Below are 21,052 nucleotides of genomic sequence, written 5' to 3' on the forward strand. Positions count from 1 at the left end.
TGGGTTTACCACGCGATTTGTGGCATGATCGGCGGCAAAGACACGACAACCATTTTATCGCCGGGATAAGTCCGGCCGGCGGCTGAATGCCCCCATGCGTGATTAAACGCCGCCGCATCATCAGGGAAGTGTACAGGAGTAACCTTGGCTAAGAATTATTATGATATTACGCTGGCATTGGCCGGGATCTGCCAAAGCGCGTTATTAGTCCGGCAATTGGCCAATAAGGGCGTGTGCGACGACGACGCGCTCGAAGTCTCGCTGCGCAGCCTGCTTGATCTTAACCCGCCCACGACGCTTAGGGTATACGGCGACCGGCCGGCGAATCTCAAGCCCGGGCTGGAAGCCATGGCGGGCATGCTTAACGCCTCGCGCGAAGGCGTGGGAGCGGAGATAACGCGTTATACCCTGAGCCTGATGGTGCTGGAGCGTAAACTGCATGCCAATAAAGGCGCCCTGGACGAACTGGCGAAGCGCATCGGCCAGCTTGACCGCCAGCTGTCTCATTTCGAATTAATGTCAGAGACCCTGATAAGCGCCATGGCGTCAATTTATGTCGACGTCATCAGCCCGCTGGGTCCACGTATCCAGGTGACCGGCGCCCCGGCCATGCTGCAGAACCTGCAGGTACAGGCCAAGGTGCGCGCAGCGTTACTGGCCGGCATTCGTTCCGCCGTGCTGTGGCAACAGGTGGGCGGCGGCCGTTTGCAACTGATGTTCGCCCGCAATCGCCTGTTTGAACAGGCCCGGCAAATCCTTGCACAATGTTGAAATCTTATCCCAGGAGTCGCAATCGATGGAATTATCCTCACTGACCGCCGTTTCCCCCGTTGACGGCCGCTACGGCGACAAAGTCGACGCCTTGCGCGCTATTTTCAGTGAATATGGCTTGCTGAAATTCCGCGTCCAGGTGGAAGTGCGCTGGCTGCAAAAACTGGCGGCATGCGCCGATATCAGCGAAGTCCCGGCATTTGACGACCACGCAATCGCTTACCTTGATGATTTGGCCGCCAACTTCAGCGAACAGGATGCCGCGCGCATCAAAACCATCGAACGCACCACGAATCACGATGTGAAGGCGGTGGAGTATTTCCTCAAGGAACGGGTGGCGTCGGTACCGGCGTTGCACGCGGTCAGCGAATTTATCCATTTCGCCTGCACGTCGGAAGACATCAACAACCTGTCGCATGCGCTGATGCTGCAAACCGCCCGCCGGGACGTGATCCTGCCCTATTGGCGTAAAATCATCGACGGCATCAAGGCGCTGGCGCATTTGTACCGGGATATTCCGTTGTTGTCGCGTACTCACGGACAGCCCGCCACCCCGTCCACGGTCGGCAAGGAAATGGCGAACGTGGCTTATCGTATGGAGCGTCAGTACCGGCAGTTGTCGCAGGTGGAAATCCTCGGTAAAATCAACGGCGCCGTGGGCAACTACAATGCCCATATCGTGGCGTATCCGCAGGTGGACTGGCACCGGTTCAGCGAGGAATTCGTCACCTCGCTGGGTATTCACTGGAATCCCTATACCACCCAGATCGAGCCTCATGACTATATAGCCGAACTGTTCGACTGCATGGCGCGGTTTAATACCATCCTGATTGATTTCGACCGCGATATCTGGGGTTATATTGCCCTGAACCACTTTAAACAGCGCACCGTGGCCGGTGAAATCGGCTCTTCCACCATGCCGCACAAGGTGAATCCGATCGATTTTGAGAACTCCGAAGGTAATCTGGGGATGGCTAACGCCATCATGGGCCATCTGGCGGGCAAACTGCCGATTTCACGCTGGCAGCGCGACCTGACCGACTCCACGGTGCTGCGTAACCTGGGCGTCGGCATCGGTTATGCCTTAATCGCCTACCAGTCCACGCTCAAGGGCGTCGGCAAACTTGAAGTCAACGGCGATCGTTTGCTGGCGGAGCTGGATCAGAACTGGGAAGTGCTGGCGGAGCCGATCCAAACGGTGATGCGCCGCTATGGCATTGAAAAACCCTACGAAAAACTTAAGGAGTTAACGCGGGGCAAACGCGTTGACGCCGCCGGCATCCAGGCCTTTATCGACGGCCTGCCGCTGCCGGAAGAGGAAAAGACCCGGCTGAAGACGCTGACGCCGGCCAACTATATCGGACGCGCCGTTGCCATGGTCGATGAGCTGAAATAATGCCCGGCGTGTGAAATGCCCTAGCGAACGCTCCGGTTAAAGCTCCGTTGAACATAAGTTTAGCCATCCTCTGGGATACTCTCCCAAAAGACGTCCATCAGCCCAGGGGATTGTTTTTACAGATTGGCAGAGACGGGTGATTCAGGCTCGTTACTGGTGCTTTAACTTAGGAGTTGCGATGCGAGTTCTGGTTATAGAAGATAATTCTCTTCTTCGACATCACCTGACAGTACAAATGCGTGAAATGGGTCATCAGGTCGATGCCGCCGCCGATGCCAGAGAGGCGGATTATTTTTTGCATGAACACCCACCTGATATCGCCATTGTCGACCTCGGCCTGCCCGATGAAGACGGCTTGAGCCTGATACGCCGCTGGCGCACCCATCAGGTAAAAATCCCCATTCTGGTACTCACCGCGCGCGAGGGCTGGCAAGATAAAGTCACCGTGCTGGAAGCGGGCGCGGACGATTATGTGACCAAGCCTTTCCATCTGGAAGAAGTGGTGGCGCGCATGCAGGCCTTGATGCGCCGCAACAGCGGACTGGCTTCGCAGGTCATTACCCTGCCGCCGTTCCAGATTGATCTGTCGCGCCGCGAACTGATGATCAATAACGAACATATCAAATTGACCGCGTTTGAATACACCATCATCGAGACGCTTATCCGCAACGCCGGCAAAGTAGTCAGCAAGGACTCCCTGATGCTGCAGCTTTATCCCGACGCGGAATTGCGCGAAAGTCACACTATCGATGTCCTGATGGGGCGATTGCGAAAAAAAATGCAGGCCGATTATCCGTATGAAGTGATCACAACGGTTCGTGGGCAGGGTTATCGTTTTGATGTTAATTAAGATCTATGGCCCACTTCCCTTATCAACATAAGAAGCCCTTCTCGCTTCGCGTCAGATTCCTGCTGGCTACCGCCTGCGTGGTTCTGGCGCTTTCCTTATGCTACGGCATGGTGGCGGTCATCGGCTACAGCGTCAGCTTTGACAAAACCTCGTTTCGCCTTCTGCGCGGTGAAAGCAATCTGTTCTTCAGCCTGGCGCAGTGGAAAGACAACCAGCTGACTATCGCCGTTCCCCCCAACATCGACATTAACTTTGCCGCCCTGGTGCTCATCTATGACGATAAAGGCCAAATCCTTTGGCGCCAGCGCTATGTGCCGGCCCTGGAAACACGGCTGAAACCCGAGTGGCTGGCGAAAACCGGCTATTTCGAGCTGGATACCGATACCCGCACCAGCAGCGCGGTGCTGGGCGACAATCCCACCGCGCAGGACAAACTGAAAGATTTCGACAGCAGCGACAGCAACGCGCTGACGCACTCGGTGGCGGTGAATCGTTACCCGGCGACCGGGCGGCTACCCCCGCTGACCATCGTGGTGGTGGATACCATTCCCCATGAACTGCAGCGCACCGACCTGGTCTGGGAGTGGTTCAGCTATGTGTTGCTGGCCAACCTGCTGCTGGTGGTGCCGCTGCTGTGGCTGGCAGCGCATTGGAGCCTGCGCCCGATCAAGGACCTGGTGCAGCAGGTCCGCGAACTGGAGGGCGGCGAACGGGACCGGCTGGATGAAAATCCGCCGCGCGAACTGGGCATTCTGGTGCGCAACCTGAATATTCTGCTGAACAATGAGCGCCAGCGTTACCAAAAATACCGCTCCACCCTGTCGGATCTCACCCATAGTCTGAAAACGCCGCTGGCGGTGCTGCAGACGACGCTGCGCTCCCTGCGCACCGGGAGGGAAACCAATATCGAGCTGGTGGAACCGATCATGCTGGAGCAAATCAGTCGTATCTCGCAGCAAATCGGCTATTACCTGCACCGTGCCAGCGTGCATTCCGATCATAACGTGCTCAGCCGCGAACTGCATTCCGTACCGGCGCTGTTGGACAGCCTGTGCTCGGCGCTCAACAAAGTGTATCAGCGCAAGGGGGTCTCCATTTCACTGGACATCTCCCCTGAACTGACCTTTATCGGCGAAAAGAACGACTTCATGGAGGTGATGGGCAATATCCTCGACAATGCCTGTAAATATTGTTTGGAATTTGTCGAGATCAGCGCGCGCGCTAACGAAAAAGAGCTGCACCTGCTTATCGAAGACGACGGACCTGGCATTCCCGCCTCTAAACGCACCCTGATCTTCAAGCGCGGTCAGCGCGCCGATACCCTGCGCCCGGGACAGGGCCTGGGTCTCTCGGTTGCGGCGGAAATCCTGGAGCAATATGAGGGCGATATCATCGTCGGCGAAAGCGCGCTGGGGGGCGCCCTGGTGGAAGTGATCTTCAAGCGCCAGCAGGGTTACCAGGACGACGACTGATCTACGCAAGCGGCCTATATTTTGATAAAGAAGCGCGTCCTTGGCCTATTTTATAGCGGTATTTTGCGGCATGTCGGATAATTTAACCCCCGTAGCCTACCGGCTTCCGTTATAATCCAGACAGGGTCCCTCACGGTGGAATAGGCTATGGATTATCAACTCGATCTTGACTGGAATGACTTTTTACAGCGCTACTGGCAAAAGCGGCCGGTCATCATTAAACGCGCTTTCAAGAATTTTATCGATCCCTTAACGCCGGATGAACTGGCGGGCCTGGCAATGGAAACCGAGGTCGACAGCCGCCTGGTCAGCCATGAGGACGGGCGCTGGCAGGTCAGCCATGGGCCTTTTGAGAGTTTTGATAAACTGAGCGAGACCAACTGGTCCCTGCTGGTCCAGGCCGTCGACCATTGGCATGAACCTTCCGCCGCGCTGATGCGCCCTTTCCGCCAATTGCCCGATTGGCGGATCGATGATCTGATGATCTCTTTCGCCGTGCCCGGTGGCGGCGTCGGCCCTCATTTTGATCAGTACGACGTGTTTATTATCCAGGGACAGGGCCGTCGTCACTGGCGGGTTGGCGATAAAAAGGCGCTGAAACAGCACAGCCCACATCCGGATCTGCTGCAGGTAGAACCTTTCGACGCCATTATTGATGAAGAAATGGAGCCGGGAGACATGCTGTATATTCCGCCCGGTTATCCGCACGAAGGGTATTCGCTGGAAAATGCGCTTAACTATTCGGTAGGCTTTCGCGCCCCCAGCGGCCGTGAGCTGGTCAGCGGTTTTGCCGATTATGTCCTGGCGCAGGAACTGGGCAGCCAACGCTATAGCGATCCCACCCTGACACCGCGCGCCGACCCGTCCGCCGTTCTGCCGGAGGAGATCGATGCGCTGCGCGCCATGATGATGGATCTGGTTCAGCAGCCGGACAGATTTAATCATTGGTTTGGCGAGTTTATTTCCCAGTCGCGCCATGAGCTGGATATCGCCCCGCCGGAACCGCCTTACCAGGCCGGCGAAATATACGATCTGCTGCAACAGGGCGACCAATTGCACCGTCTCGGCGGCCTGCGCGTATTAAAAGTTGGCGAAGAGTGTTATGTCAACGGCGAACAGATTGTCACCCAGCATAAACAGGCGCTGGCCGTATTGGCCGGCGCTTATGTCATTAGCGGCGCGCAGTTTGGCGCGGCGCTGGACGATCCTTCGTTCCTGGCATTGCTGACGGCGCTGATCAATAGCGGCTATTGGTATTTCAAGAACTAAAACGAGGGATTGAAGCGCCGTAGCGGAGGTTGCTGCTGTCAAACCCGCTGCAAGCCGACATACACCAGGCCCGGTTTCCACCGGGCTTTTTCGTTATGCCTTATGCGGCAGGCCTTTCGCGCGCAACGCGGTCAGCTCGGCGATGCGCATAATCACCCGCACCGCTTTTTCCATGCCGTCCTGCGAGGCAAATTCATGTTTGCCATGGTAGTTATACCCGCCGGTAAATAAATTCGGACACGGCAGCCCGCGAAACGACAGCTGAGCGCCGTCGGTGCCGCCGCGGATCGGTTTCATTATCGGTTCCAGACCGCAATCGCGCAGGGCCTGCTGCGCCAGCTCGATGATATGCGGATGCTGCGCCACCTGCTCATGCATATTGTAATAACTGTCTTCAATAGTCAGTTCGATATAGCAATCCGGGTGTAGCCCCTTCCCCAGTTCTTCGGCGGTGGTGATCATAAACTGCTTGCGGTCTTCAAAACGCTGACGGTCGAAATCACGCACGATATAATGCATTTCCGCCCGATCGACGCTGCCTTTCATACTGTTCAGGTGATAAAAACCTGCGTAGCCTTCAGTAGCCTCGGGCGTTTCGTCGGCGGGCATGCGCTGGTGAAAGCGCGTGGCCAGCGTCAAGGCATTCACCATTACCCCTTTGGCGGTGCCGGGATGCACGTTGTTACCGACAATTTTTACCAGCACCGACGCGGCGTTGAAGTTTTCATATTCCAGCTCACCGATGCCGCCGCCGTCCATGGTGTAGGCCCACTGGGCGCCAAAACGCTCGACATCAAAAAACTGCGCGCCTTTGCCGACTTCCTCATCGGGGGTAAAGCCGATACGGATATCGCCATGGGGCAGCTGTTTCTCCTTGATGCGCACCATAGCGGTAATGATTTCCGCTATGCCGGCCTTATCGTCGGCCCCAAGCAACGTTTTGCCGTCGGTAGTGATCAGGGTATGGCCCATCAGCTGATGCAAAACAGGAAACATTACCGGCGAGAGTATTTCATCACCGTTGCCCAAGGCGATATCACCGCCGCGATAATTCTCGACGATCTGCGGATTGACATGTTTGCCGGTAAAATCCGGGGCGGTGTCCATATGGGAAATAAAGCCGATAACCGGCACCGGCCAGGCGACATTGGCAGGCAACGTCGCCATCAGGCAGCCATGATCGCTTAATGTCACCTGTTCAAATCCCAGGGCGGACAGCTCTTCCTGCAGCACATGAGCCAGTTTCCATTGCCCTTCGGTGCTGGGGACTTGTTTAACCCCCGGTTTTGATTGGGTATCGATGGAAACGTAATGTAGAAAACGATCGAGTAATTTGTCCATTTTTTCCGCCTGTCGCATCACTGGCACCTATTATGGGTAGCGATGATTTTGCAAATATTGTGTCAGGTCAGTTTTCATGGTTTTGACCTGCAAAAAAGCATAATTGCCTAAGCATAGCGTATTCCGTTTGCCGGCAGAACCTAAACCGGCGGGGTTTGACCTGAAGCATGATTTTATATCGCGGCGGGAAAGGGGTGTTGCCGGAGAATGCCATTGGCAGCCTGCGGGGGGCATATAGTGTGTAGGCTGGGATCGGCGGTTGCGCTTGCCGTCATTGGGGGGACGTGTGTTGGCTGGGGGAGGTTTTGCTTGCCGTCAGCGGGGTGGCGTATGTTGGCTGGGGGATGTTGCGCTTGCCGTCAGCGGGGCGGCGTATGTTGGCTGGGGGATGTTGCGCTTGCCGTCAGCGGGGTGGCGTGTGTTGGCTGGGGGATGTTGCGCTTGCCGTCAGCGGGGCGGCGTATGTTGGCTGGGGGAGGTTGCGCTTGCCGTCAGCGGGGCGGCGTGTGTTGGCTGGGGGAGGTTTCGCTTGCCGTCAGCGGGGCGGAGTATGTCGGCCCGTGCGGGCAATCGACGAAGGGCCGGCAGTCGCCCCGGCCCTTTCGAATCCCGGGCTTCCGGCAGATCGCGCGCCGCTGCGCGGTGCCTTCCGTCCCGGCTGCCGCCCCTGGGACCGCACGGTACGCGCTCCCGGCGCGAACCGTGCTCTCGCCGCCTCCCTGCGGCTCGTCCGGTCGTCCGCCCTGCCGTCAGCGCGCTTGATGCCGGGTCAAGGTCAAGGTCAAGGTCAAGGTCAAGGTCAAGGTCAAGGTCAAGGTCAAGGTCAACATTAACATCAACATCAAAAATAAAATCAGATTGATGACCTTAGGCAAGTCTGTGGAAATACTGTCTTGCAGGACCAGACTTTCGCACCGCCTGCACGTATTTCCCCACTGATATAACAGTTAATTTAGACTCCAGTAGTCCACAATATTATTATTATCAAAGGTGACATAGAAACGATTGCCGTGGATTTCAGTATTGCCGCTCATTTTCCCAGATACCTTGTTAGCTTGAGAAGAGGCTGAGCTGGCTGTACCAGCCAATCCTAGGGCACTGGAAATCGCGCCGGTACCAGGAATAAAACCGGTTAAACTGGATGCATCGCTTAGCGCGCCGTTTTTATGATAAACCCAGGTGACGCCATTGGATGATTTCTCATTTGAATCCGGTACGCCATACAAACTTTGAACTTGCTGTTGCGTGGTTTTACCCTTGATAATATGAGACTCAACGTAAGATGTGCTGAACTTATCTTCCCCTCCCATCATTCCACCCGAGCAAGCTGTAAGCGCGAGTACCACCATCAAGCCAAAAGCAGCCTTTTTCATTTTTATCTCCAGATATTCCTATAGTAAAAAAAACAAACGAGCCAAACGAATCATAAATTTTTGTAACATGAAATTAATTAATATCCAACAATTTATCTTCACAATTTAAAAAATAATGCTTTACCTATTGATATCTAAGCAATAAAACATTCTGGGTTTGTAAAGAAAATGTGAGGAATGTCAATAATTGATTGCGCAGGCTGGATGAGATAATGCGCAGGACAGGCAATGGTGCGGCTCGCAGTTATTGATGTAGGGAAAGTCTTCTGGGACCATTTTAATTAAGCATTATATTTTAATTAATAGGCTTTTTATAATTTTTCGCCGTAGGCGACAGTAATATTGCCGTCGTAATATATCGCTTTTTTGTAATGAAATGGCGTTTAATCCTGGCGCCATCGAGAAGACCGACACGAATAAAACCTCAGACCGGGCGCTTCAATAAGCATTGTGACGCGGGACAGGTTTTGCCCTTGGCGCAGTCATGGCAAGCGAAACCCTCGCCGAACGACCAGATCCCGACCAAGCCCAAAGCAAACCTTACCCTCGCCGCGCGTCCCAATCCCTGGCAGCGGCAATTCTCCTCAACGCGCTACAGCGTCCCGATTTATCCCCGCTGCTCCACAAAGCCCTCAATAAACCGCGCCACATATGCCGGCACACATTCGCTCGCCGGACCGTAAATCCGCTCCTCGAACTGGCTCTCCACCTGGCTGGGCTCGAGGTTGAGCTCCACCGTCCTGGCCCCGCTTATTCGCGCCTCATGGACAAACCCCGCGGCCGGATAAACATGGCCGGAGGTGCCGATCGCCAGGAAATAATCCGCTTTGCCAAGGGCGTCGTATATGGCATCCATGCCCAGCGGCATTTCGCCAAACCAGACCACGTGCGGACGCAGCACCGCCGGGAACTGGCAGCAATGACAACGGTCGGTTTCCGTAATATCGTCGGTCCACTCGATAATCTGGCCGCTGCTGACGCAGCGCACCTTGAGCAATTCGCCATGCATATGGATCACGCGCCGGCTGCCGGCCCGTTCGTGCAGGTTATCGATATTCTGCGTGACCAAAAGAAAATTATCGCCCAGCATCTGCTCCAGCTCCGCCAGCGCCACGTGGGCGGCGTTGGGCTTGATTTCCGGCTGCTGCAGCTGGCGGCGGCGGGCGTTATAAAACGCCTGCACCAGCTGCGGGTTACGCTGGAAGCCCTCAGGAGTGGCGACATCCTCGACCCGATGCTCTTCCCACAGGCCATCGGCGGCGCGAAAAGTACGAATACCCGATTCAGCCGAGATCCCGGCGCCGGTAAGCACCACTACAAAAGGTTTTTTCATCTTGGTTACCGCCATGGTGTCACGGTGAAAAATACGTGAGCGCAATCGCTGCTGCCTGAGCCGTTTACTTTTACGAAACCGGATTAACCGGCGATGAATACGCATGCTGCTGATTCCTTAATGCATGGCACGGATAGGCCGCAAGGCGTTTATAAACCGCTGAGCACTCTTGCCGGGTCGATACGGCTGGCCCGCCGCGCCGGATACCAACTGGCCAGCAGGCTAAGCAGCAGCGCCGTGCCCAGCACGATCGCCACGTCAAGCCAATGCAGTTCGGTTGGCAGGAAATCGATATAATAAATATCACCGGATAATAAATTATGCCCCAGCAAACGTTCGATCCCTTTAATCACATCCGTGAGGTTAAGCGCCACCAGCACGCCGGCCACCACGCCGCTCAGGCTGCCCGTAAGGCCGGCAAGCAGGCCATACCAAATAAAAATAGCACGGGTTAAGCGGTCTTTGGCGCCCAGGGTACGCAATATCGCAATATCGGTGCTTTTATCCTTAACCGCCATCACCAGCGTGGAAACAATGTTAAAGCACGCCACGCCAATCACCAGCACCATGGCCAGGTACATGATGGCGCGGATCATCTGGATATCCCGGTACATATAACCGTAGGTGCCCATCCAGCTGCGGATATACACATACGTTTTCGTCACCTCGCCCGCGTCCCGCACCAGCTTATTGGCGATGAAGGGATTATTCACCTTAATGGCGATGCCGCTGACGTCCTGGCCTTTATCCAGGTACTGCTGGGCATCCGCCAGCGGCACCATGGCAAAGCTGTGATCCAGCTGGCCGCTGAGCGCCAGGATACCGCTCACCTGCAGGCGGATACGCTTTGGCTCCAGCAATTTCATCTGCGGATCGCTGTTGGGGATCATCACGGTCAGCCAGTCGCCCTGCTTGACATCCAGGGCTTGCGCCACCCCCTGGCCGATAATGATCTGCTGCTTACCGGCGCTGAACGCCTGCCAGGCATTATCCTGGACATAGCGCGGCAGCGCGCTCAGGTTGGACTCTTGCCGCGGGTCGACGCCTTTGATCTGGATGGCCTTGAGCTTAACACCCCGCTCCACCAGGCCGGTGAAAGTGATGTAGGGCGCCGCCGCGGCGATGCCCGGCACTTTTTCAATCCGGGTTAATATCGCCGGCCAGTCGGTAAAAGGCGGGTTAACCGGCTCGATTTCGCCATGCGGCACTACCGCTAAAATACGGTTATTCAATTCGCGCTCAAAGCCGTTCATGGCGCTCAGGCCGATAATCAGTACCGCCACGCCGAGCGCGATGCCGACGGTGGAGATAATCGAAATCAGCGACACCATGCCGCCGCGACGCCGGCCGCGGCTAAAACGCAGCGCAATTTGCAACGAAAGCGGAAATCCCCTCATTCCTGCGCCCCCAGCAGGTCGCCGTCCCGCCGCAGCTGGCCGTCGCGCATTTCCAACTGACGGTTCAGGCGCCGCGCCAGGTGAAGATCGTGGGTGACGACTAAAAACGCGGTGCCCTGGCGCATATTCAGTTCGCCCAGCAGTTCAAAAATACTGTCGGCGGTGCGCTGATCCAGGTTGCCGGTAGGCTCGTCGGCCAGCACCAGCGCCGGATGGTTGACCAGGGCGCGCGCTATCGCCACCCGCTGCCGCTCGCCGCCGGATAACTCGGCAGGACGGTGATGGCCGCGTTTATCCAGCCCGACCGACGCCAGCATTTCCCGCGCGGTAGCCTTTGCCTGCTGCGGCGTGGTGCCGCCGATAAGCAGCGGCATGGCGACATTTTCCAGCGCGGTGAAATCCGGCAGCAAATGATGGAACTGATAGATAAACCCCAGCCGGCGGTTACGGATCTCCGCGCGCGCCTGGGAGGATAAGGCCGTCAGCTGCTGGCCTTCAAAAATCACCTCGCCGGAGGTCGGCTCGTCCAGGCCGCCGAGCAAATGCAGCAGGGTACTTTTACCCGAGCCCGAACTGCCGACGATGGCCATCATCTCGCCCGGCAGCATCGAAAAGGACACGTCGCGCAGTACATCGGTAAACAACTTGCCTTCCTGGTAACGCTTACTCAAATTGTTACACTGCAACAAAGGAGCATTATTCATAACGTAAAGCCTCAGCGGGATGAACGGCGGCCGCGCGCCAGGAAGGATAAAGCGTGGACAGTAGCGCCACGACCATCGCCAGCACGGCGATGGTGGCAACCTGCAGTGAGTCGATATCGACCGGCAGCTCCGCGCCATCGAGGAAAGCGCCGATCACCGGCATTAAATTATTCAGTTGGCTGGCCAGCAGCACGCCCAGGCCGGTGCCCAGAAGGGCGCCGATAATGCCGGCGCCGGCGCCCTGCACCATAAACACCAGCATCACCTGGCGCCGGGTCAGGCCGAGGGTCTGCAGAATGGCCACCTCACCCTGTTTTTCCATCACCAGCAGGCCGAGCGAGGTGATAATGTTGAACGCCGCCACCGCCACTATCAGGCTCAGCAGCAGGCCCATCATGTTCTTTTCCATGCGCACCGCCTGGAACAGCTCGCCTTTGCGCTCGCGCCAGTCCTTCCATTGGGTGCCTTCGGGAAGCCGCTGGCGGCTGACCGCCTCGACGTCCAGGGGCTTTTGCAGCCACAGGCGCCAGCCGGTGATATTGCCGGCCGGGTAGCGCATCAGGCGCGAGGCGTCCTGCTGGTTGGTCAACAGCTGGTATTGGTCCACCTCGCTGTTGGCGGCAAAGGTGCCGGCCACGGTAAACAGGCGTTGGCTGGGAATGCGGCCCATCGGCGTAAACTGGCTTGAGCCTGGCACCATTAACCGCAGCTGATCGCCGCGTTTCACGCCGAGTTGTCCCGCCAGCTGTTCGCCGAGGATAACCTGGTAACTCCCGGGCTGGAGCGCATCCATATGGATGTTGACCAGGTAGCGGGCCAGCGGTTCGGGATCCTGCGGATTGACGCCCAGCATGACCCCGACGGCTACGCTGCGCGCGCTTTGCAGCACCACGTCGCCGGTGGTCAGCGGCACGATACGGCTGACGCCCTTAAGCGCACCTAGCGCCGAGGGCGGAATGCGTTTAGGATCAAGCGAGCCGCCGGGGGTGGTAATCAATGCCTGGGGCATGACGCCGAGAATGTTACCTTCCAGCTCGCGCTCGAAGCCGTTCATCACCGATAATACGGTGACCAGCGCCATGACGCCAAGTGTAATGCCGATGGTGGATAGCCAGGAGACAAAGCGCCCGAAGCGGTCTGATGCCCGCCCGCGCATGTAGCGCAGGCCAATATATAATGCGACAGGTTGATACATTGAATTCCGTTTGGATGCCGGTTGCCAAAGCAAAGTGATCAAGGATAATAAAGGGTCGTACCCTATTATGGAACTACTAACCGCCGCTACCGCCGGCTTTTATTCTTGTTAGGCTGCCTAACATAAGCCATCATGCTCAATGCACGCACGTTTCGCCATAGTCCATATCGTATTGGCCCCGGCGCAAGAGAAGAGATCTGACCACTGTTTATGTCCGAACAATATCGTTATACCTTACCCACTAAACCCGGTGAACAACGTTTATTGGGTCAACTCACCGGCGCCGCCTGCGCCGTCGAATGCGCCGCTATTGTCGATCGCTACCCCGGTCCCGTGATGCTGGTGGCGCCGGATATGCAAAACGCCCTGCGCCTGCACGACGAAATCCGGCAGTTTACGCGCCATCCGGTGATCACCCTGCCCGACTGGGAAACCCTGCCTTACGACAATTTTTCCCCGCACCAGGAAATCATATCCGATCGATTGTCGACATTATATCAACTGCCGGCCATGGATCGCGGGGTCATTATCCTGCCGATCAATACCCTTATGCAACGGATATGCCCCCATTCATTCCTGCACGGCCACGCGCTGGTGATGAAAAAAGGCCAGCGCCTCTCCAGGGACAAGCTGCGCGCGCAGCTGGAGCAGGCCGGCTACCGCAGCGTGGATCAGGTCATGGAGCACGGAGAGTACGCCACGCGCGGCGCCCTGCTCGATCTTTATCCCATGGGCAGCGAAGAACCGTACCGGATCGATTTTTTCGATGATGAAATCGACAGCCTGCGCATTTTTGATGTCGACAGCCAGCGCACCCTGCACGAAGTGGATCAGATAAACCTGTTGCCGGCCCATGAGTTTCCCACCGACAAAACGGCCATTGAGCTGTTCCGCAGCCAATGGCGCGAACAGTTCGAGGTCCGGCGCGACGCCGAGCATATCTACCAGCAGGTGAGCAAGGGCACCTTGCCTCCGGGCATCGAATATTGGCAACCCCTGTTTTTCAGCGAACCGCTGCCGGCATTGTTCAGCTACCTGCCCGCCAATACCCTGCTGGTCAATACCGGCGATCTGGAAGCCGGGGCCGGGCGGTTCTGGGCGGATGCCGTGGCGCGTTATGAAAACCGCCGGGTGGACCCGATGCGGCCGTTGGTGGCGCCCGAAACGCTGTGGCTACGGGTCGACGGGCTGTTCAGCGAGCTGAAAAACTGGCCGCGGGTACAGTTGATCGGCGAGCGGCTGGACGCGAAAGCCGCCAATATCAATATGGAATATCAGCCGCTGCCGGACCTGGCGGTGGAGGCGCAAAACAAAGCGCCGATGGATAAATTACGCCGGTTCTGCGAGCAGTTCGACGGCTGCGTGATTTTTTCGGTGGAAAGCGAGGGACGGCGCGAAACGCTGCAGGAACTGCTGGCGCGCATCAAGATCAACCCCAAATTAATCGCCCGGCTCGATGATGCCCAAGGCCCCGGCAACTACCTGATTATCGGCGCCAGCGAACGCGGTTTCATCGATCAGTTCCGCGGGCGCGCCCTGATATGCGAAGGGGACCTGCTGGGGGAAAGGGTAAGCAGGCGGCGTCAGGATAACCGCCGCGCCATTAATGCCGATACCCTGATCCGCAACCTGGCGGAACTGCATCCGGGCCAGCCGGTGGTGCATCTGGAGCACGGCGTCGGCCGCTACGGCGGCATGACCACCCTGGAAGCCGGCGGCATCAAGGCCGAGTACCTGATCCTGACCTATGCCGGCCACGATAAGCTGTATGTGCCGGTTTCCTCGCTGCATCTGATCAGCCGCTATTCCGGCGGCGCCCAGGAGAACGCGCCCCTGCATAAGCTCGGCGGCGACGTCTGGTCGCGCGCGCGGCAGAAAGCGGCGGAACGGGTGCGCGACGTGGCGGCCGAACTGCTGGATATCTATGCGCAACGGGCGGCGAAGGTGGGCTTTGCTTTCCGGCAAAACCGCGAGAATTACCAGCTGTTTTGCGAGGGTTTCCCCTTTGAGCCCACGCCCGACCAGGCACAGGCGATTAACGCGGTGTTAAGCGATATGTGCCAGCCTCTGGCCATGGACCGCCTGGTGTGCGGCGATGTGGGGTTCGGCAAAACCGAAGTGGCGATGCGCGCCGCGTTCCTGGCCATTGAGAATCATAAGCAGGTGGCCGTGCTGGTGCCGACCACCCTGCTCGCCCAGCAGCATTTCGATAATTTCCGCGATCGTTTCGCCAACTGGCCGGTGCGCATTGAGATGATTTCCCGGTTTCGCAGCGCCAGGGATCAGGCCCAGGTCCTGGAGCAGACCGCCGACGGCAAGGTGGATATCCTGATAGGGACCCACAAGCTGCTGCAAAACGAGATTAAATGGCGCGATCTGGGCCTGCTGATTGTCGACGAGGAACATCGCTTCGGGGTGCGCCATAAAGAACGCATCAAGGCGATGCGCGCCGATGTGGATATCCTGACCCTGACCGCCACGCCCATCCCGCGTACCCTGAATATGGCCATGAGCGGTATGCGCGATCTGTCCATCATCGCCACGCCGCCCGCCCGCCGGCTGGCGGTAAAAACCTTTGTGCGCGAATACGACAGCCTGGTGGTGCGCGAGGCTATCCTGCGCGAAGTGCTGCGCGGCGGGCAGGTTTATTATCTGTACAACGATGTGGAAAATATTGAAAAAGCCACCCATCGCCTGCAGGAACTGGTGCCGGAAGCACGTATCGCCATCGGCCACGGCCAGATGCGGGAACGGGATCTGGAGCGGGTGATGAACGATTTCCATCACCAGCGTTTCAATGTCCTGGTCTGCACCACCATTATTGAGACCGGTATTGATATCGCCAATGCCAATACCATTATCATCGAGCGCGCCGACCATTTCGGGCTGGCGCAATTGCACCAGCTGCGCGGCCGTGTGGGGCGCTCCCATCACCAGGCCTACGCCTACCTGCTGACCCCGCCGCCCAAGGCCCTGAGCCAGGATGCGTTAAAACGCCTGGAGGCCATTGCGTCGCTGGAGGATCTGGGCGCGGGTTTCGCCCTGGCCACCCACGATCTGGAAATTCGCGGCGCCGGCGAACTGCTGGGAGAAGACCAGAGCGGCCAGTTGCAAACCATTGGGTTTTCATTATATATGGAACTGCTGGAGAGCGCGGTGGAGGCGCTCAAGGCCGGGCGCGAACCCTCGCTGGAGGATTTAACCAGCCAGCTCACGGATGTGGAGCTGCGCATGCCCGCCCTGTTGCCGGAAGACTATATTCCCGACGTCAATACCCGTTTATCTTTCTATAAACGCATCGCCAGCGCGCCCGATACCCGGGAAATTGAAGAGCTGAAGGTGGAATTGATCGACCGCTTTGGGCTGTTGCCCGATCCGGCGCGTCATCTGCTGGATATCGCCGGCCTGCGGCAACGGGCGCGCAAACTGGGTATCAAACGCATCGAAGGCAATGAAAAAGGCGGGTTTATTGAATTTAGCGAGAAAAACACCGTGGATCCGGTCTATCTTATCGGCCTGCTGCAGCGCGATCCCAAGACCTTCCGTCTCGACGGCCCGACGCGGCTGAAATTCATCAAGCCACTGCCGGAACGGCTGGAACGACTGCAGTATGTGGATCAATTGCTGGCGGGACTGGCTCAACATCAGGTTCCCGCCTGAGTCCGTGACTGCCCGGACCGGCTAGTCCCGGGCAGTCACGCAGCGGCTCGATGCGGATGACGGCTACCGGCGCTGTGGCGATTGCGGTACTAGACCTGTTTGTTCAAATCCAGACGGCCTTTGCCATCCAGGGGAATCTGCGTGCCTGGATCATGATCCATGCGGATTTTCCCCTGTTCATCGCCGATCTTGTAGGTAACATCGTAACCCAATAGCTTCTGCGATTTATCATAAACCGTCTGGCAGCGCTGCTGGGTGGTGGTATAGGTGTCGCGATTTTGCAGATTGCCCTGTACCTGGTTGCCGGTGTATCCGCCCGCCAGCGCCCCCGCCACCGTCGCCACGTCCTTGCCGCGCCCGCCGCCGAACTGATGCCCTAAGACGCCGCCCGCCACCGCGCCGAGCAAAGAACCGGCGATTTTATTTTCGTCCTGCACCGGACGGCGATGGGTAACGGCGACATTCCGGCATTCCTGGCGGGGGGTTTTAATGGTTTCATTGATTGGCGTTGCCGTGACTACCTGCGCATATCGCGGACCAGAGGAGAACACATCCAGTCCGGCAACCGCCGCAATCCCTGACGCCGCGGCAATCCCGATACCGACACCGGCCAACATTGATTTATTCATGGGAAATCCTCCTGAAGTAATAACCCACGCATTCACTGGCAGCAACCGGATCCCAGAGGCAGTCGATTACGCTAACTACGCCTGGGTTAATGACTGCCGGCCCTCTCCGGACGCTAGCGCAAAACGGAACTCATGGACTCCTCCGGCACGGCGTGCGTGATTCGCCCACCGGATAAACCGAAGTCTGCACAAAGCAGGCGGCAGCGGCAATAAGACTAATAGCCAAAATAGGGCATTTATGCATGCGCCAAAGCCAGTTTGGGATAATTCCTAGGGGTTTAAGCGCCATTATCGGCGTTTTATGCTAAGGGTAAGCATTGCTAATACAATATGTTAGCGCCGCGGACCGTGATTGCCGCGTCAGCTTGGCATATTGCAGGGAAAGGGGGCGCAGAGGCATTAGCCGGACGGGTTTTCCCGCCCGGCGGAGCGCCCGGCGGCAGGCCGGCCCCCTGGCGCCGAATCCGGCGCAGCCGTATCAGAGGGAATGCCTGCCTGCAATTAATGCAGTTTTAAATGCGGCCGGATCACACGGTTAATCCGCCCCACCAGCACGATAAGCCCGGTTTTGAACAGGCCGTGCAGGGCCACTTGATGCATGCGGTACAGAGAAATATACACCGCGCGGGCGATACGGCCCTCTATCATCATGGAGCCTCGCATCAGGTTGCCCATCAGGCTGCCCACGGTGCTGAACCGGGATAGCGATACCAGGGAGCCGTGATCCTTATAGACATAGGGTTTCAGTTCCCGGTCTTTTAACAGCGCCAGGATATTAGCGTACGCCCGGCTCGCCATTTGGTGCGCGGCCTGGGCGCGCGGCGGCACAAACCCGCCGGCGGGTTGCGGACAGGACGCGCAGTCGCCGATGGCGAAAATCGCGGGATCGCGGGTGGTTTGCAGGGTGGGCGTCACCACCAGCTGATTGGTGCGATTGGTTTCCAACCCGGCGATATCCTTCAGGAAATCCGGCGCTTTGATGCCGGCCGCCCACACCATCAGTTCCGCCGGAATAAACTCGCCGTCCTTGGTGGTCAGCCCGCCGGGCCCGGCACTGGTCACCAGCGTCTTGGTCAGGACCCGGACGCCCATTTTTCCCAGCTCATGGTGAGCCGAGGCGGAAATACGCGCGGGCAACGCCGGCAGGATACGCTCGCCCGCCTCGACCAGCGTCACGTTCAGCGCCTGGTTATCGAGGCCTTTAAACCCGTAGCTGTGCAATTCCTGAACCGCGTTATGCAGTTCGGCCGACAGTTCCACGCCGGTGGCGCCGCCGCCGACGATGGCGATATTCACGCGCTCATCCGGGCCGTGCGGCTGGGTGGAAAACTTCAGGAACAGATTGAGCATTTCATTATGGAACCGCTGGGCCTGCGCGGGATTGTCGAGGAAAATACAATTTTCCTTCACCCCGGCGGTGCCGAAGTCGTTGGATACGCTGCCGAGCGCCATCACCAGGATGTCATAAGGCAGCTGGCGCACCGGCACCAGCAGATCGCCGTGGGCATCGCGGATTTCATCCAGCTGCAGCGTTTTATCGTCGCGGTTAATATTGCTCAGGCTGCCCATCTGGAAAAAAAAGTGATGATTGCGGGCATGGGCCAGGTAGCTGATGGCATCTACGCCTTCATCCAACGAACCGGTGGCCACCTCGTGCAGCAAAGGTTTCCATAAATGGCTGTGATTGCGATCCACCAGGGTGATGTCCGCCTTTTTACTGCGGCCCAAGGCGGATCCCAAACGGGTGGCGAGTTCCAGGCCGCCGGCGCCGCCGCCAACGATAACAATCTGCTTCAGGGGTAATGACAAAATAACCTCCAAATGTAAACCAATCGTTAACTAAGAGTAAAAATAAATACCCTTATAAAACACGTGGTTACCTTCAAATAAACTGTTGTTGCTGCAAGATTACCATGAAGGGTCATTTGGTCATACCAAAATTGATATAAATCAATTTTGGCCTAATAAGGCAGAGAATAAAAACGCAACCGGGCACCCGCGCACAGGCGCCCTGATGCCGGTTGGCCGGGGCGCTTAACCCAGCGCCTTGAAACTCTGGATCCTCAGCACATGGGGGGCGATATTTTTGAATTTATGGCTCTGCTCCTCATCCCAGATAATCTCGTAAAACGGCGCCAGCAGCGCCGCGCTGCGGCGACTGTCCAGGGCTTCATCATTGCGCGAAAGCAACACCAGGCAGCGGTCGCGGTTTTTCTCGCGGAAGTTCTCCACGCATTTGGTGGCGATATCCACGTACTCTTCCGGACGATCGATTTTGCCCGGCATATTCTCATCCGGAAATAAATTCGGATTAACGATCACCTGGCGCATGTCGCACAGGAACCCGATGCGCTCCGCCCAGAACCCGCCCAGTCCGACGCCGCAAATCAGCGGACGCTCGTCATCGGTCAGTTGCTGCATCTTGTCCACTTCTTTTAACAGATGCTGCATATCGTGGCGTGGATGACGGGTGCTGTAGCTTATCAGCCGCACATCGGGGTCGATAAACTGAAGCTGCAGCACTTTTTCATGATTACCGGGACTGTTGGAATCAAAACCATGCAAATAGATAATCATCACTATCCTCGTCGCTCAATAAGTCCGGACGCTGAACGTCAGTGGTCCGGGAATTCTATCCGCCGCTGTTTTTCCTCGGCCCACTGCGCTCCCAGCAGCGTAAGCTGTTGATGCACCTGCCGCCAGCGCGTGGAGCCGAGCAGTTCCTTACGGGAAATCACTCCCCGATGGTATAACGTCTCGAGAACGTCGACTTTGATCGGTGACAGATTATCCAGCACCTTGATGGCCCCGGCGCGGTTATTGCACACCAAAATCATATCGCAGCCGGCATCCAGCGAAGCCTGCGCCCGCTCGGCATAGCCCCCCATCACCGCCGCGCCTTCCATGGAGAGATCATCGGAAAAAATAATACCGGCAAAGCCCAGCTCGCGGCGCAGAACCGTCTTCAGCCAAAAAGCGGAAGCGCTGGCCGGCAGGGGGTCCGCCTCGGTATAAACCACATGGGCGGGCATAATGGCGTCCAGCGCGCCGCGCGCGACAAGCGTGGTAAAGACGTGCATATCATGGGCGCGAATCTCGTCCAGGGGACGGCCGTCGACGGGCGTTTCCTTATGCGAGTCGGCGGTCACCGCCCCGTGGCCGGGGAAATGCTTGCCCGTGGCCTTCATGCCGGCCTGATGCATGCCGGCGATAAAATTTTCCGCCAGCTCGATGGCCGGCTCCGCCTGATGGTGAAAGGCGCGTTCGCCGATAGCCAGGCTGCCATGCCCGATATCCAGTACCGGCGCAAAACTGATATCGATATCCATGGCGGTCATTTCCGCCGCCATCAGCCAGCCGGCGTCGCGGGCCAGGGCCGTCGCCTGCGCCATGGGGCGCAGCGCCGCATACGCCTGGGCGGCGGGCAGGAGGGTAAATCCTTCACGAAAACGCTGTACCCGGCCCCCTTCCTGGTCCACCGCCACCACCAGCCGCTGGCGCGACGCGCGGCGGATTTGCGCTACCAGCGCCGCCAGCTGATCGGGATCGTGATAGTTGCGGGTAAAAATAATCACGCCGCCCACCATCGGGTGCTGCAATATTTCACGCTCTTCGTTATCCAACTCATAGCTGGCGACATCTAACATCAATGGACCCACGAC

Annotated in this window: 16 protein-coding genes; 6 read left to right on the forward strand and 10 right to left on the reverse strand. The window is 57.6% G+C overall.

Annotated features, from left to right (window positions below; translation table 11 throughout):
• Window positions 1–144: 144 nt before the first annotated feature.
• The 5 genes from hflD to ABUK12_RS07715 all read left to right on the forward strand — a co-directional run bounded on the left by hflD (window position 145) and on the right by ABUK12_RS07715 (window position 5,758).
• Window positions 145–771: a high frequency lysogenization protein HflD gene (hflD, locus tag ABUK12_RS07695; protein ID WP_410015729.1), complete on the forward strand. Its 627-nt coding sequence runs from the start codon at window positions 145–147 to the stop codon at window positions 769–771.
• A 25-nt stretch (window positions 772–796) separates the two neighbouring features.
• Window positions 797–2,167 (forward strand): adenylosuccinate lyase, encoded by a 1,371-nt coding sequence (purB, locus tag ABUK12_RS07700; protein ID WP_410015730.1) that lies wholly within the window; start codon window positions 797–799, stop codon window positions 2,165–2,167.
• Window positions 2,168–2,345: 178 nt separating this feature from the next.
• Complete coding sequence (phoP, locus tag ABUK12_RS07705) at window positions 2,346–3,017, forward strand: two-component system response regulator PhoP (protein WP_162364562.1); 672 nt, start codon at window positions 2,346–2,348, stop codon at window positions 3,015–3,017.
• A 5-nt stretch (window positions 3,018–3,022) separates the two neighbouring features.
• A complete protein-coding gene (gene phoQ, locus ABUK12_RS07710; RefSeq protein ID WP_410015731.1) occupies window positions 3,023–4,489 on the forward strand; it encodes a two-component system sensor histidine kinase PhoQ in 1,467 nt (488 codons plus the stop codon).
• 147 nt (window positions 4,490–4,636) lie between these two features.
• Window positions 4,637–5,758, forward strand: coding sequence for a JmjC domain-containing protein (locus tag ABUK12_RS07715; RefSeq protein WP_410015732.1), 1,122 nt, complete (start codon window positions 4,637–4,639; stop codon window positions 5,756–5,758).
• 93 nt (window positions 5,759–5,851) lie between these two features.
• Here ABUK12_RS07715 and pepT read toward each other — a convergent pair whose 3' ends face one another.
• From pepT to lolC, 6 genes are all read right to left on the reverse strand, one after another.
• Window positions 5,852–7,099, reverse strand: a complete 1,248-nt coding sequence (gene pepT / locus ABUK12_RS07720) for a peptidase T (protein ID WP_410015733.1) — start codon at window positions 7,097–7,099, stop codon at window positions 5,852–5,854.
• A 947-nt stretch (window positions 7,100–8,046) separates the two neighbouring features.
• Complete coding sequence (locus ABUK12_RS07725; protein ID WP_410015734.1) at window positions 8,047–8,472, reverse strand: hypothetical protein; 426 nt, start codon at window positions 8,470–8,472, stop codon at window positions 8,047–8,049.
• Window positions 8,473–9,079: 607 nt separating this feature from the next.
• Entirely contained in the window at window positions 9,080–9,910 is an 831-nt protein-coding gene (cobB, locus tag ABUK12_RS07730; protein ID WP_410015735.1) for a Sir2 family NAD+-dependent deacetylase, read from the reverse strand.
• Window positions 9,911–9,954: 44 nt separating this feature from the next.
• Entirely contained in the window at window positions 9,955–11,202 is a 1,248-nt protein-coding gene (gene lolE, locus ABUK12_RS07735; protein WP_410015736.1) for a lipoprotein-releasing ABC transporter permease subunit LolE, read from the reverse strand.
• Complete coding sequence (lolD, locus tag ABUK12_RS07740) at window positions 11,199–11,906, reverse strand: lipoprotein-releasing ABC transporter ATP-binding protein LolD (protein WP_410015737.1); 708 nt, start codon at window positions 11,904–11,906, stop codon at window positions 11,199–11,201. The genes lolE and lolD overlap by 4 nt, the downstream gene beginning before the upstream one ends.
• Complete coding sequence (gene lolC, locus ABUK12_RS07745; RefSeq protein ID WP_410015738.1) at window positions 11,899–13,101, reverse strand: lipoprotein-releasing ABC transporter permease subunit LolC; 1,203 nt, start codon at window positions 13,099–13,101, stop codon at window positions 11,899–11,901. The genes lolD and lolC overlap by 8 nt, the downstream gene beginning before the upstream one ends.
• A gap of 210 nt (window positions 13,102–13,311) precedes the next feature.
• On the opposite strand from lolC, the gene mfd reads away from it, so the two are divergent.
• On the forward strand, window positions 13,312–16,761 hold the full coding sequence (gene mfd / locus ABUK12_RS07750; RefSeq protein ID WP_410015739.1) for a transcription-repair coupling factor: 3,450 nt from the start codon (window positions 13,312–13,314) through the stop codon (window positions 16,759–16,761).
• Window positions 16,762–16,850: 89 nt separating this feature from the next.
• Here mfd and ABUK12_RS07755 read toward each other — a convergent pair whose 3' ends face one another.
• From ABUK12_RS07755 to nagZ, 4 genes are all read right to left on the reverse strand, one after another.
• On the reverse strand, window positions 16,851–17,390 hold the full coding sequence (locus ABUK12_RS07755) for a glycine zipper 2TM domain-containing protein (RefSeq protein ID WP_410015740.1): 540 nt from the start codon (window positions 17,388–17,390) through the stop codon (window positions 16,851–16,853).
• A gap of 501 nt (window positions 17,391–17,891) precedes the next feature.
• Window positions 17,892–19,199, reverse strand: a complete 1,308-nt coding sequence (locus ABUK12_RS07760) for an NAD(P)/FAD-dependent oxidoreductase (RefSeq protein ID WP_410015741.1) — start codon at window positions 19,197–19,199, stop codon at window positions 17,892–17,894.
• A gap of 225 nt (window positions 19,200–19,424) precedes the next feature.
• Entirely contained in the window at window positions 19,425–19,967 is a 543-nt protein-coding gene (gene ycfP, locus ABUK12_RS07765) for an alpha/beta hydrolase YcfP (protein ID WP_410015742.1), read from the reverse strand.
• 38 nt (window positions 19,968–20,005) lie between these two features.
• A complete protein-coding gene (gene nagZ / locus ABUK12_RS07770) occupies window positions 20,006–21,049 on the reverse strand; it encodes a beta-N-acetylhexosaminidase (protein ID WP_410015743.1) in 1,044 nt (347 codons plus the stop codon).
• Window positions 21,050–21,052: the final 3 nt, after the last annotated feature.

The sequence above is a fragment of the Sodalis sp. C49 genome, assembly GCF_046352915.1.
Lineage (GTDB): Bacteria > Pseudomonadota > Gammaproteobacteria > Enterobacterales > Enterobacteriaceae > Acerihabitans.